This is a genomic window from Streptomyces durocortorensis (genome assembly GCF_031760065.1).
Lineage (GTDB): Bacteria > Actinomycetota > Actinomycetes > Streptomycetales > Streptomycetaceae > Streptomyces.
On the sequence record NZ_CP134500.1, the window covers coordinates 2,567,215 to 2,593,625 of the forward strand.

The following is a 26,411-nucleotide window of genomic DNA, read 5'->3' on the forward strand; positions in this document are numbered from 1 at the left end:
AAAAAAATACCCGCAAGGTCTGACAACCCCGCCCCTGTCACCGCTGACCTGCGGAAACTCCGACTTCTCAGCTGACCAGCTGCCCGATCTCCTGAACCCCGAACCACAGCAGCTCATGGTCCTCGGCGCCGTCCACCGTGAACTGCGCGTCATCGTCCCCGAGGTCGGCCGCCCCCAGCGCCGCCGCCGCGGCGGCCACGTCCTTCTCGGCGTCGTCCGCGTCCACGTGCACTGCGGCCGCCTTGGCCAGCGGAAGCGCGCCGGCGAGGCGCACCTCACCGATCGACGCCGCACTCGGCCCCTGCCCGGGGTCGGCGGTCGCGGCCCCGTCCGGTACGTCGACGGCGACGACAACCCTGCGCCGCGCCTCGTCCGGGTTCCCGGCGATCATCCGGAGCGAGGCGGCGGCAGCCCGGTTGAGCGCCGCGTACTCCAGCTCCTCGATGTCGTCGGAGACGTACCACTCGCGCAGCCCGGGGGTCACCGCGTACGCCGTCAGCGGCCCGGGGCCGACCTCGCCCGCACCGTGCGCCGCTGCGAGACCGGAGAGGGTCAGGGGGACGTACACGCGCATGGCAGGCCGCTTTCGTAGGGGAAACCGCCCTCAGGATACGTGGGAACCGCCCCCTTTCGAGTTTCGGCAACTGGGGGCGTCCGTCCACCGCGGACGGCCCGTCACCCTCCCGCTGCCCCTTGTCGCGCAAGGACCGAGCCACTGATAGGTGAACCTGCCCCAGGGCCGGTACGCGCCAGGAGGCCCCTTGCGGCGCTGACGGCCGTCCCCGTAGAAGATCCCCAGCACAAGTTACTGCCCGGTATTTCACCGGGCCCGGTTCACGGGGGCGATGAATATGAGCGTGGACAGCACGCGGCCCACCGGCCGACGCGACCAGCGCAGGCCTCGGGTCGTACCTCCGCAGCGGTCCCGGCGGCCGCACCGGCCGCCGCGGCCCCACCAGTGGTTCGCCGAACGGCTGCTCGCGGTCCTCAGCGGCCAGCGCCCGGTGCACTGGATGCTCGGCCACACCATCGGCGAGGCCTACGACCAGCTCGCCGAACTGGCCCCCAGCAGCCCGCTCGGGGCCTCCCGCGGCAGTCGCCCGGTCCTTCGCCGCTGCCACGGCGCCCAGCCCGCCACCGGCGTGGTCGAGGCGTTCGCCAGCATCACGGCGGGCGACCGGGTGCAGGCCATGGCCTTCCGACTGGAGCAGGGCGCCGACCAGCGCTGGCGCTGCGCCGCCGTGGAACTGGGCGGCGAACGCCTCATCGCCGGCCGCCCCGGTCCGCGATGAGGCCGCAATTGCGGCAGGGGCCGGACACCCTGTGGTGTCCGGCCCCTGCCGCGGTTGTCCTGCCGGTACTACTTCTTGCGACGACGGCCTCCGCCGCCGCTGCTCTTCTGCGCCTTGCGGCGCTCCGCACGCGTCATGCCGTCCGTGGACCGCGTGGCACCGGCGCTGTCGGTGGCGAAGTCGCCCTCGACGACACCGCCCTCGCCGTCCACCGTGGGAGCGGAGAAGTGGAGCCGGTCCGGACGCTGCGGGGCCTCCAGGCCCTTGGCGCGGATCTCCGGACGCGGGGCGGCCCCGGCGGGCGCGGTCTCCTTGTCGAGCGAGGTGCGCTCGGCGGCGTCCTGCACCGGAACCTCCTCGACCTGCTGCTCGACCTGGACCTCCAGGTTGAACAGATAGCCGACGGACTCCTCCTTGATGCCCTCCATCATGGCGTTGAACATGTCGAAGCCCTCGCGCTGGTACTCGACCAGCGGGTCCTTCTGGGCCATGGCCCGCAGGCCGATGCCCTCCTGGAGGTAGTCCATCTCGTAGAGGTGCTCGCGCCACTTGCGGTCGAGGACGGAGAGGACGACGCGCCGCTCCAGCTCACGCATGATGTCGGAGCCGAGCGTCTTCTCGCGCTCCTCGTACTGCTCGTGGATGTCGTTCTTGATGGACTCCGCGATGAAGTCGGCGGTGACGCCCGCCAGGTCCCCGGCCGCGTCCTCCAGCTCCTCCACGGTGACCTTCACCGGGTAGAGCTGCTTGAAGGCGCCCCACAGCCGGTCCAGGTCCCACTCCTCGGCGAAGCCCTCGGCGGTCTCCTGCCGGATGTAGTCGTCGATCGTGTCGTCCATGAAGTGCCGGATCTGGTCCTGGAGGTCCTCGCCCTCCAGAACGCGGCGGCGCTCGCCGTAGATGACCTCGCGCTGCCGGTTGAGCACCTCGTCGTACTTCAGGACGTTCTTACGCGTCTCGAAGTTCTGCTGCTCGACCTGCGACTGGGCGGAGGCGATGGCACGGGTGACCATCTTGTTCTCGATCGGGACGTCGTCGGGGACGTTCGCCATCGACATGACGCGCTCGACCATCTGGGCCTTGAACAGGCGCATCAGGTCGTCGCCCAGCGACAGGTAGAAACGGGACTCGCCCGGGTCGCCCTGACGGCCGGAACGGCCGCGCAGCTGGTTGTCGATACGGCGCGACTCGTGACGCTCCGTGCCGAGCACGTACAGCCCGCCGAGCTCCTTGACCTCTTCGAACTCCGCCTTCACGGCCTGCTCGGCCGCCTCCAGCGCGGCGGGCAGCGCGGCCGCCCACTCCTCGACGTTCTCCACCGGGTCGAGGCCGCGCTGGCGCAGCTCCGCCTCGGCGAGGTCGTCCGGGTTGCCGCCGAGCTTGATGTCGGTGCCTCGGCCGGCCATGTTCGTCGCGACGGTGACGGCGCCCTTGCGGCCCGCCTGGGCAACGATCGTCGCCTCCCGGTCGTGCTGCTTGGCGTTGAGGACCTCGTGCTGGACGCCGCGCTTGGAGAGCTGCTGCGAGAGGTACTCGGACTTCTCGACCGAGGTGGTGCCGACCAGGATCGGCTGGCCCTTCTCGTGCTTCTCGGCGATGTCGTCGACGACCGCGGCGAACTTGGCGACCTCGGTGCGGTAGATCAGGTCCGACTGGTCGGCGCGGACCATCGGCCGGTTCGTCGGGATCGGCACCACGCCGAGCTTGTAGATCTGGTGGAACTCGGCGGCCTCGGTCATCGCCGTACCGGTCATGCCGGAGAGCTTGTCGTAGAGGCGGAAGAAGTTCTGCAGGGTGATCGTGGCAAGGGTCTGGTTCTCGTCCTTGATGTCCACCCCTTCCTTCGCCTCGATCGCCTGGTGCATGCCCTCGTTGTAGCGGCGGCCGGCGAGGATACGGCCGGTGTGCTCGTCGACGATCATGACTTCGCCGTCGATGACGACGTAGTCCTTGTCCTTCTTGAACAGTTCCTTGGCCTTGATGGCGTTGTTCAGATAACCGACGAGCGGGGTGTTCACCGACTCGTAGAGGTTGTCGATACCGAGCCAGTCCTCGACCTTGGCGACACCGGACTCATGGATGGCCACGGTCCGCTTCTTCTCGTCGACCTCGTAGTCGCCGGTCTCCTCGATGCCCTTGAGCTGGTTGCCCGCCTCACCCTTGGTGAGGCGCGTGACCAGCTTGGCGAAGTCGCCGTACCACTTGGTGGCCTGGTCGGCCGGGCCGGAGATGATCAGCGGCGTACGGGCCTCGTCGACCAGGATCGAGTCGACCTCGTCGACCACGGCGAAGTTGTGGCCGCGCTGGACGAGCTCGTCCTTGGACCACGCCATGTTGTCGCGGAGATAGTCGAAGCCGAACTCGTTGTTCGTGCCGTACGTGATGTCACAGGCATACTGCTCGCGGCGCTGGGCCGGGGTCATGTTGGCGACGATGCAGCCGACGGACAGACCCAGGAACTTGTGGACCCGGCCCATCAGCTCGGAGTCACGCTGGGCGAGGTAGTCGTTGACCGTGATCAGATGCACGCCCTTGCCGGAGAGGGCATTCAGATACGTGGGCAGGGTGCCGACAAGGGTCTTGCCCTCACCGGTCTTCATCTCGGCCACATAGCCGAGGTGCAGGGCGGCTCCACCCATGATCTGTACGTCGTAATGGCGCTGCCCGAGGACACGCTTGGCGGCCTCGCGGATCGTGGCGAACGCTTCGGGAAGCAGGTCGTCCAGGCTCTCGCCGTCCGCGTACCGTTCCTTGTACTCGTCGGTGAGCGCCCGCAGCTCGGCGTCGGAGAGGTTGACGAAGTCCTCTTCGATGGAGCTGACCTGGTCCGCGATGCGGTGCAGTTTGCGCAGGATCTTGCCTTCGCCTGCACGCATGAGCTTGTTGAAGACGGACACTGAGGCTGGTCTCCTTGCCGGTCGGGCCTGGCACTGGGTCGTGTAATGGACTCTGGCGCGGGCACGGCAGGTGGGCCCCACCGCAACGGCCATCGTAAGCGAGGACACCACCGCGTCGGGAGGGCTGCCGTCGCGTGGACCTCGCCGCACCCTTATAAGACAACGGTCCAGAGGCGCGGAAGGTGCCGGGAAGCCCCAAAAGTGCTCGCATCGAGGCGGCCGGCTCACCAGAATCGATCCATGGAGCCGATCGCCCTCACTACGGAACGCCTGATTCTGCGGCCCTTCGGCCCGCAGGACACGTACCGGGTGCACACCGCCTGCCAGGACCCGGACATCCAGCGCTGGACGGTGCTCCCCTCCCCGTACCGCCTCACCGACGCGGAACTGTTCACCGCGAAACTCTCCCCGGCGGGCTGGCAGGATGACTCCGTCTACAGCTTCGCCCTCGTCCTGCGGAACTCCGAAGCCCTGGTCGGCGCGCTCGGCGTGCACCGCCGCAGCCGCCCGGGAACGTACGAGATCGGCTACTGGGGAGCCCCGGACCACCGCGGTCGCGGATACGTCTGCGAAGCCGTGCTCGGCTCCGCCCGGTGGGCCTTCACCTCGCTCGGGGCGGACCGGCTGGAGTGGCGCGCCGAGGTCGGCAACACCGCCTCCCGTGCGGTGGCCCTGCGCGCGGGCTTCCGGATGGAGGGCGAGCAGCGGTCCGGGCTGCTCAACAAGGGAGTGCGGCGCGATGTGTGGACGGCCGCCCTCCTCCCCTGCGACCTGGGACTGCCGGGCGCCCATCCGTACCTCCCCGGGCGCGAAGCCCCGCGGCCCGGCGGGGCGCCGGGTGCCGTGCGATGAGCGGGCATCCGGACCAGGGCTGTCAGTGGTGCCGTCTAGGGTTCGACCTATGACGCCTGTGCCTCCTCCCGCAGTCGAACTCTCCGCCGACCAGGCCCGCCGTATCGCGCTGCGCGCCCAGGGCTTCCTGGGGGCTCCGGACCGCCGGGCGGGGGTGCCGGGGGTGCTGCGCCACCTCGGGGCCGTCCAGCTGGACACCATCTCGGTGCTGGCCCGCTCGCACGAGCTGATTCCGTACGCCCGGCTCGGCGCGGTGGGCCGCCGCACGGTGGAGGAGGCGTACTGGTCGGGCGGCCGCTCCTTCGAGTACTGGTCGCATGCCGCGTGCATCCTGCCGGTCGAGGAGTGGCCGCACTTCGCGTTCCGCCGCCGCGCCTACCGCTCCCGGCCGCACTGGCACCACGATCTTCCCGACGGCGCCTATGACACGGTGATCAAGCAGCTGCGCACCGAGGGTCCGTTGACGGCGACAGAGTTGGGCGGCGCGAAGAACGGCGGGGAGTGGTGGGACTGGTCGGCGTCCAAGGTCGCCGTCGAGCGGGCCCTGATGTTCGGCGAGGTGGTGTGCACCGAGCGGCGCGGCTGGAAGCGGGTCTACAACCTGGCCGAGCGGGCCATTCCGGATGCCGTGCTCCACGACGATCTGAGCGATACGGAGTGCAGGCGCCGGCTGGTCGCGCTGGCGGGCAAGTCGCTGGGCGTCGGCACGCGCAGTGACATCGCGGACTACCACCGGCTGAAGGGCGAGGAGTTCGACGCCGTGGTGGCGGATTCGGGCCTGGTGCCGGTCGTGGTGGAGGGCTGGACGAAACCGGCCTGGGCGGATCCGGAGGCGCTGGCCAAGGAGCCGCGCGGACGCCACCGTACGACGCTGCTGTCACCGTTCGACTCCCTGATCTGGGAGCGGGCGCGCACGGAGCGGATCTTCGACTTCACCCACCGGCTGGAGGCGTACGTCCCCAAGCAGAAGCGGATCCACGGCTATTTCGCGATGCCGTTGCTGGCGGGCGGCAAGCTTCAGGGCCGGGTCGACCCGGCGCGCGAGGGCACCACGCTGGTCGCCCGGCAGGCATCCCTGGCCGGCCCCAAGGCCGTGGCCCCGATGGCCGAGGCTCTGGTCGAGGCTGCGGGCTGGGTGGGCTGCACGGACATCCGGGTGGACCGGGTCGACGCCCCCGAGCTGCGCGACCCGCTCAGGACGGAGATCGGACGGGCGCTGCAACGCGCCTACCGCTGACCGGGTCCTCGCCGGGTGCTGAAGGCTGTCCCGTAGGGGAGAAGCGGGACCGTTACCTGATCTCAAGAATCTTCTCGCGCATGGCGTAGACCACGGCTTCCATCCGGGAGTGGAGCTGCAATTTCTCCAGGATATTGCGGACGTGGTTCTTCACCGTGTTCTCGGAAATGAACAACTCCTTGGCAATATCCCGGTTGTTCATGCCGGTCGCCACGAGCTTCAGCACTTCCAGCTCCCGTTCGGTGAGCCGGGGCGCCGGAACGAGCCGTCGCTCGTCGGTGCGCTGGATCATCGATTTGAACTCGGTGAGCAGCTTGGAGGCCATGGAAGGACTGATCTGGGACTGTCCGTCAGCGACCGCGCGAATGGCCGTGGCCACCTCGTCGGTGGAGATCTCCTTGAGGAGGTATCCGGTGGCGCCCGCCTTGATCGCGTCGTAGAGGTCGGCCTCCTCGTCGCTGATCGTCAGCATGATGATCTTCGCGCTGGGGGCCACCTCCTTGATGGAGGTACAGGCCTCGATGCCACCGCGTTTGGGCATCCTGACATCCATCAGGACGATGTCGGGCAGCAGGTCGGCGGCCTTGTCGACGGCCTCGGAGCCGTCTCCGGCCTCGCCGATGACCTGGATGTCCTCCTCCTGCGCGAGGACGATCTCCAGACCCCTGCGGAAGAGCGCGTGGTCATCGACCACGAGGACCCGGATGGGCTCCTTGCGTGAAGCGGCGTCCGCGTCCGCGCCGGTATACGCACCGGCGTCGTCGTCGGAGTGATGCGCATCGCGCACGGGCCCGAAGGTGTCCGCCATCGTTCCTCCCCCTGAAGGCCACGGCCTGTCTCGGTCGTTCGCCAACGGCACTTCGCGGAGCACCGATTGGCTCGGGCCGCCATGATTCCATGCCCAGGCGCGACCACGGTGATCGTGGGCTCGTACGCGGGTGCCCCCGGTGGCGGGAAAACGCCCCAGGGGCACACCGTCGAAAGTGGCGTCAGCCGCCGAGCGCGCCGCCCGCGCCACCGGCTTCGTCCGCGGCGAGCGGGTCGGTCCTCAAGTGGATGACGCCGTAGTCGTAGGCGTGTCGCCGGTAGACGACACTGGGCTCCTTCGTCTCGGAGTCGACGAACAAGTAGAAGTCGTGCCCGACCAGTTCCATCTCGTAGAGCGCCTGATCGAGCGACATCGGTGCGGCGGTGTGGGTCTTCTCGCGCATCACGAGCGGCCCTTCGCCCTGCACTTCGAGCGAGCCGACCATCGTGGTGGGGACGGGTGCCGACGACTGGTCGCCGACCAACTCGCCGTCCTCGTCGAACGAGGCGACGCCGGGAACCACGTCCCCGACCTCGGCAGCCGACAGGCGTCCGTTGCCACGGCGGCTGTAGCGCTTGTCGTGCTGCTTGCGCAGCCGGGCCTCCAGCTTTCCGGTGGCCAGGTCGAGCGCTGCGTAAGGGTCGCCCGCTGCCGCTTCCGCCCGGATGACCGGCCCCCTGGAGCGGAGCGTGATCTCCACCCGGTCGGAACGGTCGGCCTGGCGGGGATTCGGCTCCTTGGACACCTCGACGTCGAGGCTGATCACCTTGCCGTCGAACTTCTGGATCTTGTCCAGCTTCAGCTTCTCGGCCACGTGCTTGCGGAACCGCTCGGGCACCTCGGTCTTGCGGCCCTTGACGACGATGTCCACGCAGAACTCCGTTCCCGGATCGCTCCGCTCAGCGGCGGAGCATCTCCCTTTTGCACCAGGCCCCGGCGATCGCCAGGGCCTCGGACTCGGTGGCTTTCGCCTCCTCCTCCCCCGCCGGAAGGGTCGCAACCCCACCGACTCGCGTGCTTCTCCTACCGGTGAGTTACCTGCCCGAAACCTGGTGGTGCATTCATCGAGGTCCGGCATTCACCGTTCCTCACAACCGAACATAGCCTGCACACCAGGGTCTCGGCACCCGCTACTGGCACGTACCTCCGTTCAGGGGGTATTGCCCTCTCGATACCTGCAACGATGCAAGTTCTCGGTCAGTTCCGGTTTGTTTCGAAGGCGGACGGAGAAGCTGCGACGACCACCGCTCGGAACGTTGCGCGCCGGGCGGCCCCCCGGTCGGCGCCGAGCCCCTCGCCGACGGCCCGCGCCGCCTCCGCCAGGGTCGAACCTGTCGTCAACAGATCGTCCACCAGGATCACCCTGCCGTGACGGATCAGCCGCTCTCCCCCTGCCGTGAGCTCCAGTGCACCGGCCAGATTCGCCCGCCGCCGACGGGCCCCGAGCCCCGCCTGGTCCAGGACCGTGCGCCGCTGGCGCAGCACCGGGACCAGCCGGGCGGGCAGACCCGTGCGGCGCAGGTCCCGGGCGGCCGCCGCCGCGATCCTGCGCACCGGATCGTGACCGCGCGCAGCCGTCGCGGACCGGGCCGACGGCACGGGGATGAGCAGGAGGGGGCCCGGACCGCCCGGCCTCCCCGTCCCGGCCCGTACACAACCCGCCAGGGCCCGCCCGAGCGCCCCCGCAAGCCCGAGTGCCCCTCGCTCCTTGTGGGCCAGCAGAACCGCACGTACGGCGTTCTCGTACGGCGCCGCCGCGTACACCGGCGGAAGCCCCGGGGGCCGGGGAGAAGGACGAACACGGCGGGCCGGGGCGCCGTGCACCGCGGCTCCACAGGCCGCGCACAGCTCGGTGCGCGGTCTGCCGCAGCCTGCGCAGGACACCGGCAGGACCAGATCGGACAGCTCCCGCCACACGCCCCGCATGAGCCCACTGTGCCGGGCCCCGGGCAGCCGGACCACCCCTGTGGACAACTCGGCCACAGCCCGGCCTGGGCCAGACCCAGCCCCTGCCCCTGCCCCTGACCAGCCGGGATCGGAGGGGATCAGCCCGGGTATACCAGCGAGGTGCCCTCCTTGAGGACCGTCTGCCAGTTGTCCCCGCGCGAGAGCCTCACTATGCCGTCGTCCACCGTCTCCGCCATCAGGGGAAGCAGTTCGTCGTCCGCCGCGGCGACCGACTCGACCTGATTGACCCCGGGCAGCGCACCCGAAGACGACGTGGAACCGTCCGCCTGCACGTACCGCACCTGCTGGACTCCGCCCTCCTCCTTGCCGACCACCACCAGACGGCTGCGGCCGGACCAGGAAATGGCCGTCACGTCCGCGAGCTGCGGTGCGGCCTGGCGGAGATCCTCGACCGAGATCTCGGGCGACACCGCGGACCCGCGACGCTCGACCCGGCCGATCTTCAGCGTCGTGTGCCCGTCCTTCGACAGCAGCAGCGCGATCCGCACCCCGTCCGCCGACATACGGAGCGCTTCGATCCGGCTGCCGTCCAGGCCCGGAACCCGGACCTCCTGGGGCTCCCCCGCTCCTCCGGTCAGCCGCAGCAGCCGGGGACCGGCCGGATTCCGGTCGGCGACCCACAGGTCCCCGTGACCGTCCCAGCTCGGCGGGGACAGCCGGTCGGCGGCCTTCTTCGCGGTGCTGGTGACCAGGGGCGCGGCCAGCTCGTCCGCCGATTCCAGGGAGGTCACGTACAGGTTCTCCCCGTTGGCCGACACCGCGGCGGCCCGCCGCTCGTCCCGGGACACCCCGACCGAGCCCATCGGCACCGTGCCCAGACCGAAGGGGCCGACCAGCGGCTCGGGCGTCACGTCGCCCTCGGCGGCGCCGGGAAGCCGCTCCACCTGGCCCTTGTCGTTGATGAAGTACTGGCTGTCGGGCCCTCCGGAGCCGTTGTCGGCGGAGAACGCCTCGGCGTCATCGGCGTCCAGCGAGCAGAGCTTGCCGCGGCCGCCCTCCAGCTCCACGCGCTCGACCCGCGCCGAGGTCAGGTCCCCGAGGGTGTAGAGCACCTGGGCGGCCATCATCCGGCAGGCGCTCCGGTCGGCCTTGTCCGCCTTCTCGTTGAGCGGCACCTTCAGGATGTTCTGGTCGTCCGGCGCCAGCGCGGTGACGCCCTTGCGCAGCGCGGTCCCGGTCGGGAACCGGGAGTCGACCACCGGCCGCAGCCAGTTCGTCGGCCCGGCGAGCAGCGTCGTGACGGTCTGCGTGGCCGTGCTCATGCGCGTGACCGGATCGGTGCCGTTGCGTACGTGGACGGGGTCGGCGACGAGCATCCGCTGCCCGCCCGTCCGCCCGGTGGCGAAGTAGTACTTGTTCACGGAACGGTAGAGCCGCTTGAAGTCGGACTGCCCGAGGACCAGACCGTCCGGCACGACGTCGATGCGCCATTCCTGCTCCCCGTCCGGCCCCTTCTCCAGCACCAGGTGGAGGGTCTGGGAGTAGTCGGTGGGCGCGAGCGGCCGGTAGGAGCTCTGGACGTCTACCGCCGCGACCTTCTGGCCGGTCAGCGTGTAGGCCGTCTCCGTGTCCCGGGTGGCCCGGCTGGCCTCGTCGTGGAGGAGGGGCCCGCTGCGGTTGGGAGCCTGGGCGAGGACCGTGATGCCCCCGCTGGGCTGCCAGGTGCGCTGGGCGTCGGTGCTCAGGTACTTCCGCGTGGTCGCGAACGCGGGATCGTCACTGGTCATCGACTCCAGGAAGCCGTCGACGATCTCGCTGGGCGGCGCGCCCTCCCGGGGCGCCACGGCATACACCTGCACCTGGGAGTCGTCCGGCTGCGAGGCGTCGACCGCTTTGACGTCCCCCGTCGTCGGCATCGACCCGCACCCGGCCAGCACGACGATGGCGCAGCCGATCAGCGCGGACAGCCGCACCGCGCGTCCGTGGCCGCGCTGAAAGCGGTCAGTACCCACGAGTGGTGTCCTCCTGGTCGGAATTCAGTACACCGTTGACCGCGCGCCCACCGGAACCTTTGGGAGCCGGGCGCGCGACGACACGTGCTCCGCTGCCGGGCAGGGCCGCGGGGTGCACCGACGCGGGCGCCGGGTTCCCGACAGCGGGGCGGCACCCCGGCACCGGCAACGGCGAGCGCTCACCTGCGCCGGGCTGGTTCGGCACGGACATCAGACGGTGGTCGCCCGTCCCCGCCGGCGTGGCCTCGTCGCGCTCCCGATTCTCCCGGTTGCGCCGGGAGTCCTCGGGCTCCAGCGGTATCGGCGAACCACGCAGCGGCTCGTCCGCCGTACGCGGCAGGGTCAGCCGGAACTGGGACCCGCCGCCCGGCTCGCCCCATGCCTGGAGCCAGCCGCCGTGCAGCCGGGCGTCCTCGACGGCGATCGACAGGCCAAGACCGGTCCCGCCGGTCGTCCGGGCCCGCGCCGGGTCGGCGCGCCAGAAGCGGTTGAAGACGCGGGTCGCCTCGCCGGGCTTGAGCCCGACCCCGTAGTCGCGGACGGCCACGGCAACAGCGCCCTGCGCCACGCCCATCCGCACCACGACGTCCCGGCCCTCACCGTGCTCGACGGCGTTGACCACGAGGTTACGCAGGACGCGCTCCACCCGACGGGCGTCCGCCTCGGCTATCACCGGCTGGTCGTCGCCGATGACCAGGATTCGGCTGCCCTTGCGCTCGGCGAGCGGCTCGGCACCACCGATCACCCGGTGGACCACGGTCCGCAGGTCTATCGGCTCGGCCTCCAGGGCCGCCGCGCCCGCGTCGAAGCGGCTGATCTCCAGCAGGTCGGAGAGCAGCGACTCGAATCGGTCGAGCTGGTCGCCCAGGAGTTCGGCGGAGCGTGCGGTGACGGGGTCGAAGTCGACACGCGCCTCATGGATGACGTCGGCCGCCATCCGTACGGTCGTGAGCGGGGTCCGCAGCTCGTGCGAGACGTCCGAGACGAAGCGCCGCTGCATCCGGGAGAGCTCCTCCAGCTGCTGGATCTTCAGCTGGAGATTCTGGGCCATCTTGTTGAAGGCCTCACCGAGCCGGGCGATGTCGTCCTCGCCGGTGACCTTCATCCGTTCCTGGAGTTTGCCCGCCGAGAGCCGCTCGGCGATTCCGGCGGCCATCCGCACCGGCGTGACGACCTGCCGCACCACGAACCAGGCGATGGCTCCGAGGAGCACGACAACGAACACCCCGGCGGTCGCCAGCGTTGTCTTGACCAGCGACAGCGACTTCTCCTCCTGCGTGAGCGGGAAGAGGTAGTAGAGCTCGTAGGGGTGCTGGTCGATGTCGTAGAGCCGCTTGCCGACGACGAGCCCCGGCTGGGGCTCCTTGCCGTACGAATACCGGATCTCGGAGTACGTCTGAAACGCGCCCTGGCCCTTGCCGACGTCCTCGCGCAGGCGCTCGGGCACGCTGGATGCCTCGACACTGCCCGAACCGCGCGGCGCGCGATTGCTCGCGCCTTCGTTCACGGAGTCGGCGCTGAGCGCCACCACGTTGAACGCGTTCTTGCCGCCACTGGCGAGCTGGTCGACGAGCTCGGTACGCCAGGAGGTGCTGCCGGTCATACCGTCGGTGTCGCCGCTCCCCTGCCCGTCGGGGGCGAGGGCGGCATTGGCCTTCTCCTGGGCCGCGGCGAAACCACCGGCGGCCTGGGTCTGGGCGGCCTTGCCCTTCGCGTCGAGCAGCCCGTTGCGCACCTGCCCGATCACGACGAACCCGAGCAGCAGCACGACAGCCATCGACATCAGCAGGGTCCCCGCGACGACGCGGAGCTGCAGATTACGCCGCCACAACCGGACGGCGGGCAGCAGCGGACGACGGACCCACCGCATCAGCAAGCGCGGTACCGGCCCGCCGGGCGTCCGGTCCTCGAACAACCGGCCGCCCCGCAGGAAACGGCTCATACGAGATGCCTTTCGTCCCGGGGCGGCAGCCCGCTCCGTACGGACTCCCGGCTCCCCGGGTCCCGGAGCAGCGCTGCCTCGGGCCATCTCAGCTCGGTCCGGCCTTGTAGCCGACGCCTCGGACCGTCACCACGATCTCCGGCCGCTCCGGGTCCTTCTCGACCTTGGAACGCAGACGCTGAACGTGCACATTCACCAGGCGGGTGTCGGCCGCGTGGCGGTAACCCCATACCTGCTCCAGCAGGACTTCACGGGTGAAGACCTGCCATGGCTTACGGGCGAGCGCGACCAGCAGGTCGAACTCCAGCGGGGTCAGGGCGATGGACTGCCCCTCCCGCTTCACGGAGTGCCCTGCCACGTCGATGACCAGGTCACCGATGGTCAGCTGCTCCGGGGCGGGCTCTTCGGACCGCCGCAGACGTGCCCTGATCCGGGCCACCAGCTCCTTAGGTTTGAACGGCTTGACGATGTAGTCGTCGGCACCTGACTCCAGGCCGACCACGACATCGACGGTGTCGCTCTTGGCAGTGAGCATGACGATCGGCACACCGGACTCGGCCCTGATCAGCCTGCACACCTCGATGCCGTCCCTTCCGGGCAGCATGAGGTCGAGCAGCACCAGGTCCGGCTTGGCCTCACGAAATGCAGCCAGTGCCTTGTCGCCGTCCGCTACGAACGACGGCTCGAAACCTTCTCCACGCAGCACAATCCCGAGCATCTCGGCCAGTGCGGTGTCGTCGTCGACGACAAGGACGCGTCCCTTCATAATCGACATCATCCCATTAGCTAATCGTTACCTGCGATGACCTGGCACACAGCTCTGCCAGTCCGACCCCCGTGACCGGGGAAATGACACCCTCCTCGGTGACGATCGCCGTGATCAATTCCGGCGGTGTGATGTCGAAGGCCGGGTTGTACGCCGGGGCTCCGAGGGGTGCGACGACCATCCCGCCTCCTCCGCCGGCCGCTACACCATTCGGCGATGTGAGCTCCGTCACTTCTTGCCCGGAACGCTGCTCGACGATGATCGATGTGCCGTCCGGGGTCTCCAAATCCACGGTCGTCGTCGGCGCCACCACGATGAAGGGAACGTGGTGGTACTTCGCGAGCACGGCCAACGGATAGCTCCCCACCTTGTTGGCCACCGAGCCGTCCGCGGCGATGCGGTCCGCACCGATGAGCACGGCATCCACCTCCCCGGCGGCGAACAGCGAGCCCGCCGCATTGTCCGTGAGCAGGCTGTACGCCAACCCGTTGCGCGCCGCCTCGTACGCGGTCAGCCGCGCCCCCTGGAGCAGCGGCCGCGTCTCGTCCACCCACAGCCGCCGCAGCCGCCCCTGCCGGTGCACCCTCAACGCCACCGCGAAGGCCGTCCCCTCGCCTCCGGAGACCAGTGCCCCGGTGTTGCAGTGGGTGAGCAGCTGGTGCCCGCCGCCCGGTAGCAGCTCGTCCAGCAACGCCACCCCGTACTCCGCCATACGCCTGCTGGCCTGCGCGTCCTCCCGGTGCAGCGCCCGCGCTTCGGACAGCGCCGCCGCGGCAGCGGCCACCTCACCGCCGCCCTTCTCGGCGACCGTCCAGTAGGCCTGGGCCACCCGTCGCACCCCGTAGCCGAGGTTCACCGCGGTGGGCCGCGCCCGCTCCAGCAGACCGGCGGCCTCCGCCACGTCGTAGCCCCGCGCCGCCGCGAGCGCCACCCCGTACCCCCCGGCGATCCCGAGCAGCGGAGCCCCTCGCACCGCCAGCGCCCGGATCGCGCGCACCAGCGCGGGCACATCGGTGCACACCAGCTCGACCTCATCGGCGGGCAGCCGAGTCTGGTCGAGGAGCACCAGCACGGGGCCTTCGGGAGGTTCGTCCCAGCGAAGTACGGGAAGCGCGGGAGGCTCGATGCCCGCCGGCGATTGCGCGTCCTGATCAGCCATCTGCCCAGTCTGCCCGGTGAGCCGCCCACAAATGAAGGTGCGCAGGAGATAGAGCGGCTGATCCCTAGCGGACCGTCGCGTGGCACGATGGCTGCCAACCTGCCGCCCCGATGAGCGGTCAGGACGGTGAAGGAGCGAGAATGAACGACTCTCCGGGCTGGGCTTCGCCCGGATCTGCCCCCTCCGACGGCAAGGAGACGGCGATTCCCCGCCCCTCCGACCCCCAGGACGGAAGCGGCCCGACGGGACAGTGGTCCCCCGAGCAACCGCCTGCCGGGCAGTGGTCCCCACCGAGCACCCCCGGCAGCGGCTCCGGCGCACCTCCGCCCGCCTCCGGATGGGGAGGCGGCCCCCAGCGACAGGGCTGGGCAGGACCGCCGCCCACCGCGAAGCCCGGCGTCATCCCGCTGCGCCCCCTGAACCTCGGGGAGATCCTGGACGGCTCCGTCTCCGCGCTCCGCGCGCACTGGCGCACCGCGCTCGGCTTCAGCCTCGCGGTCTCCGTGATCGCCCAGATCGCCATCATCCTCCTGCAGCGCTACCTCCTGCCGGAACCGACCACCGTCGACCCGAACGCCACCGGTGCCGAAGCCATCCGACAGGCCTCCGAGTCCGCCCGGTCGACCCTGTTCTCCCTTGCCCCGGCCACTCTCATCACGATGATCGCGACACTCTTCACGGCGTCCGTCGTGACCGTGGTGATCAGCCGCTCGGTACTGGGCCGCCCCACCTCGCTCGCCGACGCCTGGGCCGAGGCCCGCCCTCGGATCCTCCCGCTGCTCGGACTGACCGTGCTGCTGGCCCTGCTCATGGTCGTGATCATGACCATCGGTATCGGCCCCGGCCTGCTGCTGGGCTCCGGGGCCGGTGCTGCGCTCGCCTTCCTCGGCTTCGCCGCCGCCTGCATCGTGGTGCTCTGGCTGCACGTCAGCTTCGCCCTCTCCGCCCCCGCCCTGATGCTGGAACGCCAGAGCATCGTCGCCGCACTGCGCAGGTCCGCCAAGCTCGTCCGCGGCGCCTGGTGGCGCACCTTCGGAATCCTGGCCCTGACCTGGCTGATGACCTTCCTGATGGCCTTCCTCATCTCCATCCCGTTCGGCGTCATCGCGGTGATCGCCGACGGAACCGCCCTCAGCGAGTTCTTCAGCAGCAACCCCCCATCCTTCGGCTGGCCCTTCCTGATCGTCTCGGGCATCGGTGAAGTGATCATCTCGACGCTGGTCTACCCGTTCATCGCAGGCGTGATGGCCCTGCTCTACATGGACCAGCGCATCCGCCGCGAAGCACTCGACCTCGACCTCGCACGGGCCGCGGGCCTGCCCGGCTACGACGTCGACAACCCCAGGAGCTGATGCGGTGTCGGGGGCGGGGGGCACCACAGCAGCACGGTCGGGCACCGGAGCGGGCGACATACCCGTGGACACTCCGCGGGTGCCCGCCCGGGAGGCAGCCGAGAGCGAGCTGTCCAAACCGATGTACCACGAGAACGACCCGAACTTCCTCCAGCGCGCCCTGAACCAGTTCTGGGACTGGGTCTCCGGCCTGTTCGACGCCGCCGCGGGCGCCGCCCCCGGTGGCCCGGCGGGCCTCGTGATCCTGATCGTCATCGTCATCGGCCTGGCCGCCGCCCTCTGGTGGCGGCTCGGCACTCCGAAGCGCACCTCCCGCGCCTCGGACGCCCTCTTCGACAGCGACGGCCCCCGCAGCGCGACCCAGCACCGCGCCGCAGCCGAGGCACACGCCGCAGCCCTGCGCTGGACCGAAGCCGTGCAGGAACGCATGCGCGCCATCGTCCGCTCCCTGGAGGAACGAGCCCTGCTCGACCCGCGCCCGGGCCGCACCGCGGACGAAGCCGCAGCCGAGGCAGGGCGCACTCTGCCCGAACACACCGCCCGCCTCCGGGCCGCCGCCCGGAACTTCGACGACGTCACATACGGCGGCCGCACGGCGGACCAGTCGGCGTATCTGGCCCTGCGCGCCCTCGACCTCGAACTCGACGAGGCCAAACCCCTGCTGCCCGGCACCGCCCGAGGAGCCACCGGATGACCCCGGCGACCACCCCTTCCCCCACCTCGACAGCGCCCACCGCGCACCAGGTCTGGGCCCGGGCCAGAGGCTTCCTGATCGTCGTCCTCGTCCTCGTCATCGCCGGCATCTCCTTCGCCGCCGTACGCTCCGGCGGGAACCACGGACAGCTCGACCCCCGCTCCACAGACCCCAAGGGCAGCCGAGCCGTGGCCGAACTCCTCAAGGCGCGCGGCATATCCGTCACCGTCGCCACCACCCTCGACGAAGCGACCGGCGCCACGGGTCCCGACACCACTCTGCTCGTCGCAGGCCCCAACCTCCTCACGCCCACGCAGCAACACCGCCTGACCGAGGCCACGTCCGCCTCCGCCGGACGTACCCTCCTGATCGCCCCCGGCGTACGCGCGGTCTCCCGCCTGGCCCCCGGCGTACGCGCCGAGCCCCACCGCGCGGTGAGCGCCCTCGCCGCTGCGTGCGACCTGCCCACCGCTCGCAGGGCAGGCACAGCGGACATGGGCGGCATCCGCTACACGACGCGGAACACCACAGCCATCGCCTGCTATCCGAGCGACGGTCACCCCAGCCTGGTCGTACTCCCGGATGGGCAGGACGGCGACACGGTCGTCCTCGGCTCCCCCGACTTCCTCCACAACGAGCGCCTCGACCAGCAGGGCAACGCCTCGCTCGCTCTCCAACTCCTCGGATCCCGACCGCATCTCGTCTGGTACCTCCCCTCTCTGGCTGATCCTTCGGCCACGGCCGACGACGGCGCTTCCGGTGACAGGGATGGGGAAGAGGCGCGAGAAGACACAGGCAGCGAGAGCAACTTCCTCGACCTCATCCCCTCCGGCTGGCTGTGGGGAACCCTGCAGCTCTTCCTCGCCGCAGTCCTCGCCGCAGTCTGGCGAGCCCGCCGCCTCGGCCCCCTGGTGACGGAACGACTGCCCGTAGCCATCCGCGCGTCCGAATCCACCGAAGGCCGCGCCCTCCTCTACCGCAAGGCCAACGCCCGCGACCGAGCCGCCGAAGCCTTCCGATCCGCCTCCCGCGCCCGCATCGCTTCCCTCATCGGTGTGCCCGCCCGTGACGCCCACACCTCCGTAGTCCTCCTCCCTGCCGTGTCCGCACGCATCCCCGACCCGGACCACGACCTCAGCACCCTGCTCTTCGGTCCGGCTCCGGCCACCGACACGGCCCTTGTCCTCCTTGCCGATCAACTCGACGCCCTCGAAAGAGAGGTACGCACTTCATGAGCGCCCCGACCCCCGAGCCGACCGAGCCCCCGGTGGCCCCCACCGGCCCCATGGCTCCCGCGGAACCGGAGCCGTCCGACAGCGCCCGCGCGTCCCTCGAAGCCCTCCGCTCCGAGATCGCGAAGGCGGTCGTCGGCCAGGACCCCGCAGTTACCGGACTCGTCGTGGCACTGCTCTGCCGAGGTCACGTTCTGCTCGAAGGCGTGCCCGGCGTCGCCAAGACCCTCCTGGTGCGTGCGCTCGCCGCGTCCCTCGAACTCGACACCAAGCGCGTCCAGTTCACTCCCGACCTGATGCCGAGCGATGTCACGGGCTCATTGGTCTATGACGCACGCACTGCCGAGTTCTCCTTCCAGCCGGGACCCGTCTTCACTCACCTGCTGCTCGCCGACGAGATCAACCGCACCCCTCCCAAGACCCAGTCGTCCCTCCTGGAGGCCATGGAGGAACGCCAGGTCACCGTCGACGGAACACCCCGGCCGCTGCCGGACCCCTTCCTTGTCGCCGCGACCCAGAACCCCGTCGAGTACGAAGGCACCTATCCTCTGCCCGAGGCCCAACTGGACCGGTTCCTGCTCAAGCTGACGGTCCCTCTCCCCTCGCGGCAGGACGAGATCGACGTGCTCACCCGTCATGCCGACGGCTTCAACCCGCGCGACCTGAAGGCCGCCGGGATACGGCCGGTCGCCGGTCCCGCGGACCTGGAAGCAGCACGAGAAGCCGTCGCGAAGACGACCGTCTCCCCCGAGATCGCCGGTTACGTCGTGGATATCTGCCGTGCCACGCGCGATTCCCCCTCACTCGCCCTCGGCGTCTCCCCCCGAGGCGCCACCGCACTGCTGTCGACCGCCCGCGCCTGGGCCTGGCTCACCGGCCGGGACTACGTCATCCCGGACGATGTGAAGGCCCTCGCACTCCCCACGCTCCGTCATCGCATCCACCTGCGGCCCGAGGCTGAGATGGAGGGAGTCACTGCTGACTCCGTCATCACCTCGGTGCTCGCTCACGTCCCCGTACCCCGATGAGGCGGTGACCATGGCCCTCACCGGACGTACCGCACTGCTTGCCGCCCTGGGGTCACTCCCCGTAGGCATCCTCGCCCCGAGCTGGATGGGGATGGTCGCGGTCAACGCACCGCTCTCACTAGCGATTCTGTGCGACTACGCCCTGGCAGCACCAGTGCGAACGCTCCGATTCACCCGATCCGGTGACACATCCGTTCGACTCGGCGACGCGGCCGAGGTGCAACTCACCGTGACCAACAGCTCGCGACGCCGCCTCCGGGCCCAGTTGCGGGACGCCTGGCCCCCCAGCAGCTGGCCCACGGGCACCGACCGCACCGCTTCCCGTCACACGCTGACGGTCCCCGCCGGGGAACAGCGCCGCCTGACCACCGTTCTGCGCCCCACGCGTCGCGGCGACCGCCAGGCCGAACGCATCACGGTCCGCTCGTACGGCCCGCTGGGCCTAGCCGCACGCCAGGGCCATCACCGAGCCCCATGGACCGTACGGGTCCTGCCACCGTTCACCAGCCGCAAGCACCTGCCGTCCAGGCTGGCCCGGCTGCGGGAACTCGACGGTCGCACCAGCGTTCTGACACGTGGTGAGGGCACGGAGTTCGACAGCCTCCGGGCCTACGTACCCGGGGACGACACCCGGTCCATCGACTGGCGGGCCACCGCGCGCCAGTCCGCCGTCGCAGTGCGAACCTGGCGTCCCGAACGCGACCGCCACATCCTGATCGTCCTCGACACCGGGCGCACATCCGCAGGCCGGGTGGGCGACGCTCCCCGGCTCGACGCCGCGATGGACGCCACCCTCCTGCTCACCGCACTCGCGACCCGAGCAGGTGACCGTGTGAACCTCCTCGCCTACGACCGCCGCGTCCGAGCCCGGGTGCAGGGCCGTACCGCCGCGGGCGACGTCCTGGCGACCGTAGTCAACTCTCTGGCAACCTTGGAGCCGGAGCTCGTCGAAACGGACTCCCGAGGCCTCAGCACCGCAGCCCTCACGGACGCCCCCCGCGGCTCCCTGATCGTGCTCCTGACGACGCTGGAGGCCGCCCCCATCGAGGAGGGCCTCCTACCGGTGCTGCCCCAGCTCACCCAGCGCCACACGGTCCTCCTGGCCGCGGTGTCCGACCCCCGGGTCGAGGAGATGGCGGAAGGCCGGGGGACAGTGGAGGCCGTGTACGAAGCCGCCGCCGCACGTCAGGCCCAGGCCGACCGCCGGCGCACGGCGGACAGGCTCCGGCGCCACGGCGTGACGGTCGTGGATGCCACTCCAGACGGTCTTGCTCCCGCACTTGCCGACGCCTATCTGGCGCTGAAGTCCGCAGGGCGTCTCTAGAACACTCGGAAAACCGTCGCGCTGCTGCGTGGCGTGGCCTCCTCCTCCCTCTCCCAGACGAGAGAGGGAGGAGGAGGGAGTTCACGGGCCCAGGGGCAGCATTACCCTCCCCGGAATGCAGAAAAGCCCCGTACCTTGCGGTACGGGGCTTTCCCGGAAAAATTGTTCGGCGGCGTCCTACTCTCCCACAGGGTCCCCCCTGCAGTACCATCGGCGCTGAAAGGCTTAGCTTCCGGGTTCGGAATGTAACCGGGCGTTTCCCTAACGCAATGACCACCGAAACACTATGAAATTAACCAACACCGGACAACAACACGGCCGTTCGTTATTTCAGAACTAACACAGTGGACGCGAGCAACTGAGGACAAGCCCTCGGCCTATTAGTACCAGTCAGCTCCACCCGTTACCGGGCTTCCACATCTGGCCTATCAACCCAGTCGTCTACTGGGAGCCTTAACCCCTCAAGAGGGTGGGAATACTCATCTCGAAGCAGGCTTCCCGCTTAGATGCTTTCAGCGGTTATCCTTTCCGAACGTAGCCAACCAGCCATGCCCTTGGCAGGACAACTGGCACACCAGAGGTTCGTCCGTCCCGGTCCTCTCGTACTAGGGACAGCCCTTCTCAATATTCCTACGCGCACAGCGGATAGGGACCGAACTGTCTCACGACGTTCTAAACCCAGCTCGCGTACCGCTTTAATGGGCGAACAGCCCAACCCTTGGGACCGACTCCAGCCCCAGGATGCGACGAGCCGACATCGAGGTGCCAAACCATCCCGTCGATATGGACTCTTGGGGAAGATCAGCCTGTTATCCCCGGGGTACCTTTTATCCGTTGAGCGACAGCGCTTCCACAAGCCACTGCCGGATCACTAGTCCCGACTTTCGTCCCTGCTCGACCCGTCGGTCTCACAGTCAAGCTCCCTTGTGCACTTACACTCAACACCTGATTGCCAACCAGGCTGAGGGAACCTTTGGGCGCCTCCGTTACTCTTTAGGAGGCAACCGCCCCAGTTAAACTACCCATCAGACACTGTCCCTGATCCGGATCACGGACCCAGGTTAGACATCCAGCACGACCAGAGTGGTATTTCAACGACGACTCCACAACCACTGGCGTGGCCGCTTCAAAGTCTCCCACCTATCCTACACAAGCCGAACCGAACACCAATATCAAACTGTAGTAAAGGTCCCGGGGTCTTTCCGTCCTGCTGCGCGAAACGAGCATCTTTACTCGTAGTGCAATTTCACCGGGCCTATGGTTGAGACAGTCGAGAAGTCGTTACGCCATTCGTGCAGGTCGGAACTTACCCGACAAGGAATTTCGCTACCTTAGGATGGTTATAGTTACCACCGCCGTTTACTGGCGCTTAAGTTCTCAGCTTCGCCAACCCGAAAGTCAGCTAACCGGTCCCCTTAACGTTCCAGCACCGGGCAGGCGTCAGTCCGTATACATCGCCTTACGGCTTCGCACGGACCTGTGTTTTTAGTAAACAGTCGCTTCTCGCTGGTCTCTGCGGCCACCCCCAGCTCACCGAGTAAATCGGATCACCAGTGATGGCCCCCCTTCTCCCGAAGTTACGGGGGCATTTTGCCGAGTTCCTTAACCATAGTTCACCCGAACGCCTCGGTATTCTCTACCTGACCACCTGAGTCGGTTTAGGGTACGGGCCGCCATGAAACTCGCTAGAGGCTTTTCTCGACAGCATAGGATCATCCACTTCACCACAATCGGCTCGGCATCAGGTCTCACCCTTAATGTGTGACGGATTTACCTACCACACGGGCTACACCCTTACCCCGGGACAACCACCGCCCGGGCTGGACTACCTTCCTGCGTCACCCCATCGCTTACCTACTACAAGTCTGGTTCATCGGCTCCACCACTACCCTCAACTCCGAAGAGATCGGGCCGGCTTCACGGACTTAGCATCGCCTGATTCAGTACTGGGCGTTTCAAAGCGGGTACCGGAATATCAACCGGTTGTCCATCGACTACGCCTGTCGGCCTCGCCTTAGGTCCCGACTTACCCTGGGCAGATCAGCTTGACCCAGGAACCCTTAGTCAATCGGCGCACACGTTTCTCACGTGTGTATCGCTACTCATGCCTGCATTCTCACTCGTGAACCGTCCACAACTCGCTTCCGCGGCTGCTTCACCCGGCACACGACGCTCCCCTACCCATCCACACAGGCGTTGGCCCTATATGTGTGAATGACACGACTTCGGCGGTACGCTTGAGCCCCGCTACATTGTCGGCGCGGAATCACTTGACCAGTGAGCTATTACGCACTCTTTCAAGGGTGGCTGCTTCTAAGCCAACCTCCTGGTTGTCTCTGCGACTCCACATCCTTTCCCACTTAGCGTACGCTTAGGGGCCTTAGTCGATGCTCTGGGCTGTTTCCTCTCGACCATGGAGCTTATCCCCACAGTCTCACTGCCGCGCTCTCACTTACCGGCATTCGGAGTTTGGCTAAGGTCAGTAACCCGGTAGGGCCCATCGCCTATCCAGTGCTCTACCTCCGGCAAGAAACACACGACGCTGCACCTAAATGCATTTCGGGGAGAACCAGCTATCACGGAGTTTGATTGGCCTTTCACCCCTAACCACAGGTCATCCCCAGGTTTTCAACCCTGGTGGGTTCGGTCCTCCACGAAGTCTTACCTCCGCTTCAACCTGCCCATGGCTAGATCACTCCGCTTCGGGTCTAGAGCGTGCAACTCAAACGCCCTATTCGGACTCGCTTTCGCTACGGCTTCCCCACACGGGTTAACCTCGCTACACACCGCTAACTCGCAGGCTCATTCTTCAAAGGCACGCAGTCACGACTGACAGCACAAGTGCTGCCAGCGACGCTCCCACGGCTTGTAGGCACACGGTTTCAGGTACTATTTCACTCCGCTCCCGCGGTACTTTTCACCATTCCCTCACGGTACTATCCGCTATCGGTCACCAGGGAATATTTAGGCTTAGCGGGTGGTCCCGCCAGATTCACACGGGATTTCTCGGGCCCCGTGCTACTTGGGTGGTTCTCAAACGAGCCGTTGATGTTTCAGCTACGGGGGTCTTACCCTCTACGCCGGACCTTTCGCATGTCCTTCGCCTACACCAACGGTTTCTGACTCGCCGACCAACCGGCAGATTGATCAAGAGAACTCCCACAACCCCGCATGCGCAACCCCTGCCGGGTATCACACGCATACGGTTTGGCCTCATCCAGTTTCGCTCGCCACTACTCCCGGAATCACGGTTGTTTTCTCTTCCTGAGGGTACTGAGATGTTTCACTTCCCCTCGTTCCCTCCACACTGCCTATGTGTTCAGCAGCGGGTGACAGCCCATGACGACTGCCGGGTTTCCCCATTCGGAAACCCCCGGATCAAAGCTTGGTTGACAGCTCCCCGGGGACTATCGTGGCCTCCCACGTCCTTCATCGGTTCCTGGTGCCAAGGCATCCACCGTGCGCCCTTAAAAACTTGGCCACAGATGCTCGCGTCCACTGTGCAGTTCTCAAACAACGACCAGCCACCCACCACCCCACCCCCGAAGGGACGAGTTCACTGGGGCCGGATCGAAGGACAGCCAAACGGCCATACCCTCAGATACCCAACAACGTGCCCGACCCGACCGATCCACCACCACGTTCCACGCCCCGAAGAGCAGTACTAACAGTGACCAACCAATCGTGCCGAATAGTCAACGTTCCACCCATGAGCAACCAGCACCGAACACTCGCCGGTGTACTGGCCTCTGACCAAACCGAAGCCTGGTAAGAAGTGCTCCTTAGAAAGGAGGTGATCCAGCCGCACCTTCCGGTACGGCTACCTTGTTACGACTTCGTCCCAATCGCCAGTCCCACCTTCGACAGCTCCCTCCCACAAGGGGTTGGGCCACCGGCTTCGGGTGTTACCGACTTTCGTGACGTGACGGGCGGTGTGTACAAGGCCCGGGAACGTATTCACCGCAGCAATGCTGATCTGCGATTACTAGCAACTCCGACTTCATGGGGTCGAGTTGCAGACCCCAATCCGAACTGAGACCGGCTTTTTGAGATTCGCTCCGCCTCACGGCATCGCAGCTCATTGTACCGGCCATTGTAGCACGTGTGCAGCCCAAGACATAAGGGGCATGATGACTTGACGTCGTCCCCACCTTCCTCCGAGTTGACCCCGGCAGTCTCCTGTGAGTCCCCATCACCCCGAAGGGCATGCTGGCAACACAGAACAAGGGTTGCGCTCGTTGCGGGACTTAACCCAACATCTCACGACACGAGCTGACGACAGCCATGCACCACCTGTATACCGACCACAAGGGGGCACCATCTCTGATGCTTTCCGGTATATGTCAAGCCTTGGTAAGGTTCTTCGCGTTGCGTCGAATTAAGCCACATGCTCCGCTGCTTGTGCGGGCCCCCGTCAATTCCTTTGAGTTTTAGCCTTGCGGCCGTACTCCCCAGGCGGGGAACTTAATGCGTTAGCTGCGGCACCGACGACGTGGAATGTCGCCAACACCTAGTTCCCAACGTTTACGGCGTGGACTACCAGGGTATCTAATCCTGTTCGCTCCCCACGCTTTCGCTCCTCAGCGTCAGTAATGGCCCAGAGATCCGCCTTCGCCACCGGTGTTCCTCCTGATATCTGCGCATTTCACCGCTACACCAGGAATTCCGATCTCCCCTACCACACTCTAGCTAGCCCGTATCGAATGCAGACCCGGGGTTAAGCCCCGGGCTTTCACATCCGACGTGACAAGCCGCCTACGAGCTCTTTACGCCCAATAATTCCGGACAACGCTTGCGCCCTACGTATTACCGCGGCTGCTGGCACGTAGTTAGCCGGCGCTTCTTCTGCAGGTACCGTCACTTTCGCTTCTTCCCTGCTGAAAGAGGTTTACAACCCGAAGGCCGTCATCCCTCACGCGGCGTCGCTGCATCAGGCTTTCGCCCATTGTGCAATATTCCCCACTGCTGCCTCCCGTAGGAGTCTGGGCCGTGTCTCAGTCCCAGTGTGGCCGGTCGCCCTCTCAGGCCGGCTACCCGTCGTCGCCTTGGTAGGCCATTACCCCACCAACAAGCTGATAGGCCGCGGGCTCATCCTTCACCGCCGGAGCTTTTAACCCCGTCCCATGCGGGACAGAGTGTTATCCGGTATTAGACCCCGTTTCCAGGGCTTGTCCCAGAGTGAAGGGCAGATTGCCCACGTGTTACTCACCCGTTCGCCACTAATCCACCCCGAAAGGCTTCATCGTTCGACTTGCATGTGTTAAGCACGCCGCCAGCGTTCGTCCTGAGCCAGGATCAAACTCTCCGTGAATGTTTACCCGTAATCGGGTGCACACACGAGAGCGGAACAACCGGTCGGAATAAGACCCGTTGTTCACAGCGTCCTCGCTGTGTTGTTGCCTACCGCCGCACATGGCGACCGTAGGACTTTCAAAGGAACCTCCAACCTGCACCAGGTGCAGGCCGGGGTATCAACATATCTGGCGTTGACTTTTGGCACGCTGTTGAGTTCTCAAGGAACGGACGCTTCCTTCGGTCCCGTTTCACCGGGGCCCTCCGGGCGCTTCCCTTCGTTCTTGCGTTTCCGACTCTATCAGACTCTTTCGTGTCCGATTCCCGGTCGAAGCGGGGTGCTTTCGAGGTTCTTCGCTTTCGCGTTTTCCCTTTCCGGCGGTTCCAACTTTACCAGACTCTTTTTCGTTCCGTTTCCGGTCCGAATTCGATTTCCGGTGGCCTGTGGAATGGCCTTGCCTTTCGGCTGATCCGACTTTATCAGAAGTTTTCGGTGCGAAGTGAGCGACCGGAAGGCTTGAGATAAAGGAGATCGGGGCGGCTCGGCGGAATGAGCAAACATTCCCTGCACGAGCAAGGTAGATCTTACGCGGTTGGCTCGAACCTGTCTAGTCCG

General features: G+C 67.3%; 17 protein-coding genes and 3 rRNA genes. 8 read left to right on the top strand and 12 right to left on the bottom strand.

Annotated features, from left to right (window positions below; genetic code table 11):
* Nucleotides 1-67 precede the first annotated feature (67 nt).
* Nucleotides 68-574 (bottom strand): DUF6912 family protein, encoded by a 507-nt coding sequence (locus tag RI138_RS11280; RefSeq protein WP_311119805.1) that lies wholly within the window; start codon nucleotides 572-574, stop codon nucleotides 68-70.
* 277 nt (nucleotides 575-851) lie between these two features.
* Here RI138_RS11280 and RI138_RS11285 point away from each other — a divergent pair, with 277 nt between their 5' ends.
* Complete coding sequence (locus RI138_RS11285; protein WP_311119806.1) at nucleotides 852-1,292, top strand: Rv3235 family protein; 441 nt, start codon at nucleotides 852-854, stop codon at nucleotides 1,290-1,292.
* 68 nt (nucleotides 1,293-1,360) lie between these two features.
* Here RI138_RS11285 and secA read toward each other — a convergent pair whose 3' ends face one another.
* Nucleotides 1,361-4,189 carry a preprotein translocase subunit SecA gene (gene secA, locus RI138_RS11290; RefSeq protein ID WP_096630214.1) on the bottom strand — a complete coding sequence of 943 codons (2,829 nt, stop codon included), beginning with the start codon at nucleotides 4,187-4,189 and terminating at the stop codon, nucleotides 1,361-1,363.
* A gap of 240 nt (nucleotides 4,190-4,429) precedes the next feature.
* Here secA and RI138_RS11295 point away from each other — a divergent pair, with 240 nt between their 5' ends.
* A complete protein-coding gene (locus RI138_RS11295) occupies nucleotides 4,430-5,041 on the top strand; it encodes a GNAT family N-acetyltransferase (RefSeq protein WP_311119807.1) in 612 nt (203 codons plus the stop codon).
* A 49-nt stretch (nucleotides 5,042-5,090) separates the two neighbouring features.
* Complete coding sequence (locus RI138_RS11300) at nucleotides 5,091-6,278, top strand: winged helix-turn-helix domain-containing protein (RefSeq protein WP_311119808.1); 1,188 nt, start codon at nucleotides 5,091-5,093, stop codon at nucleotides 6,276-6,278.
* Nucleotides 6,279-6,330: 52 nt separating this feature from the next.
* Here the strand turns inward: RI138_RS11300 and RI138_RS11305 are convergent, their stop codons facing one another.
* The 7 genes from RI138_RS11305 to mtnA all read right to left on the bottom strand — a co-directional run bounded on the left by RI138_RS11305 (nucleotide 6,331) and on the right by mtnA (nucleotide 14,873).
* Nucleotides 6,331-7,086: a response regulator transcription factor gene (locus tag RI138_RS11305; RefSeq protein WP_311119809.1), complete on the bottom strand. Its 756-nt coding sequence runs from the start codon at nucleotides 7,084-7,086 to the stop codon at nucleotides 6,331-6,333.
* A 181-nt stretch (nucleotides 7,087-7,267) separates the two neighbouring features.
* The gene (gene hpf / locus RI138_RS11310) at nucleotides 7,268-7,957 is read right to left on the bottom strand and encodes a ribosome hibernation-promoting factor, HPF/YfiA family (protein ID WP_096630220.1); all 690 of its coding nucleotides are present in this window, start codon (nucleotides 7,955-7,957) and stop codon (nucleotides 7,268-7,270) included.
* A 326-nt stretch (nucleotides 7,958-8,283) separates the two neighbouring features.
* A complete protein-coding gene (locus tag RI138_RS11315; protein ID WP_311119810.1) occupies nucleotides 8,284-9,012 on the bottom strand; it encodes a ComF family protein in 729 nt (242 codons plus the stop codon).
* A 119-nt stretch (nucleotides 9,013-9,131) separates the two neighbouring features.
* Nucleotides 9,132-10,967, bottom strand: coding sequence for an LpqB family beta-propeller domain-containing protein (locus RI138_RS11320; RefSeq protein ID WP_311122854.1), 1,836 nt, complete (start codon nucleotides 10,965-10,967; stop codon nucleotides 9,132-9,134).
* A 28-nt stretch (nucleotides 10,968-10,995) separates the two neighbouring features.
* Nucleotides 10,996-13,035: an MtrAB system histidine kinase MtrB gene (mtrB, locus tag RI138_RS11325; RefSeq protein WP_311119811.1), complete on the bottom strand. Its 2,040-nt coding sequence runs from the start codon at nucleotides 13,033-13,035 to the stop codon at nucleotides 10,996-10,998.
* A 1-nt stretch (nucleotide 13,036) separates the two neighbouring features.
* Entirely contained in the window at nucleotides 13,037-13,726 is a 690-nt protein-coding gene (gene mtrA / locus RI138_RS11330) for a two-component system response regulator MtrA (protein ID WP_007448372.1), read from the bottom strand.
* Between the two features lie 4 nt (nucleotides 13,727-13,730).
* The gene (mtnA, locus tag RI138_RS11335; protein WP_311119812.1) at nucleotides 13,731-14,873 is read right to left on the bottom strand and encodes an S-methyl-5-thioribose-1-phosphate isomerase; all 1,143 of its coding nucleotides are present in this window, start codon (nucleotides 14,871-14,873) and stop codon (nucleotides 13,731-13,733) included.
* Nucleotides 14,874-15,013: 140 nt separating this feature from the next.
* Between mtnA and RI138_RS11340 the strand changes: the two genes are divergently transcribed.
* From RI138_RS11340 to RI138_RS11360, 5 genes are read left to right on the top strand one after another with little or no spacing between them, the layout of a single operon-like run.
* The gene (locus RI138_RS11340) at nucleotides 15,014-16,225 is read left to right on the top strand and encodes a hypothetical protein (protein WP_311119813.1); all 1,212 of its coding nucleotides are present in this window, start codon (nucleotides 15,014-15,016) and stop codon (nucleotides 16,223-16,225) included.
* A 4-nt stretch (nucleotides 16,226-16,229) separates the two neighbouring features.
* Nucleotides 16,230-16,919 (top strand): DUF4129 domain-containing protein, encoded by a 690-nt coding sequence (locus RI138_RS11345; RefSeq protein ID WP_311119814.1) that lies wholly within the window; start codon nucleotides 16,230-16,232, stop codon nucleotides 16,917-16,919.
* Nucleotides 16,916-18,154 carry a DUF4350 domain-containing protein gene (locus RI138_RS11350; RefSeq protein WP_311119815.1) on the top strand — a complete coding sequence of 413 codons (1,239 nt, stop codon included), beginning with the start codon at nucleotides 16,916-16,918 and terminating at the stop codon, nucleotides 18,152-18,154. The genes RI138_RS11345 and RI138_RS11350 overlap by 4 nt, the downstream gene beginning before the upstream one ends.
* The gene (locus RI138_RS11355; RefSeq protein WP_398862793.1) at nucleotides 18,151-19,179 is read left to right on the top strand and encodes an AAA family ATPase; all 1,029 of its coding nucleotides are present in this window, start codon (nucleotides 18,151-18,153) and stop codon (nucleotides 19,177-19,179) included. The genes RI138_RS11350 and RI138_RS11355 overlap by 4 nt, the downstream gene beginning before the upstream one ends.
* Nucleotides 19,180-19,189: 10 nt before the next feature.
* Nucleotides 19,190-20,503: a DUF58 domain-containing protein gene (locus RI138_RS11360; RefSeq protein ID WP_311119816.1), complete on the top strand. Its 1,314-nt coding sequence runs from the start codon at nucleotides 19,190-19,192 to the stop codon at nucleotides 20,501-20,503.
* 164 nt (nucleotides 20,504-20,667) lie between these two features.
* Here RI138_RS11360 and rrf read toward each other — a convergent pair.
* The 3 genes from rrf to RI138_RS11375 all read right to left on the bottom strand — a co-directional run bounded on the left by rrf (nucleotide 20,668) and on the right by RI138_RS11375 (nucleotide 25,814).
* Nucleotides 20,668-20,784: ribosomal RNA gene (gene rrf, locus RI138_RS11365) — 5S ribosomal RNA — on the bottom strand.
* 79 nt (nucleotides 20,785-20,863) lie between these two features.
* Nucleotides 20,864-23,984 (bottom strand): 23S ribosomal RNA (locus RI138_RS11370).
* 305 nt (nucleotides 23,985-24,289) lie between these two features.
* A 16S ribosomal RNA gene (locus RI138_RS11375) occupies nucleotides 24,290-25,814 on the bottom strand.
* Together the 16S, 23S and 5S rRNA genes form the textbook arrangement of a ribosomal RNA operon.
* Nucleotides 25,815-26,411: the final 597 nt, after the last annotated feature.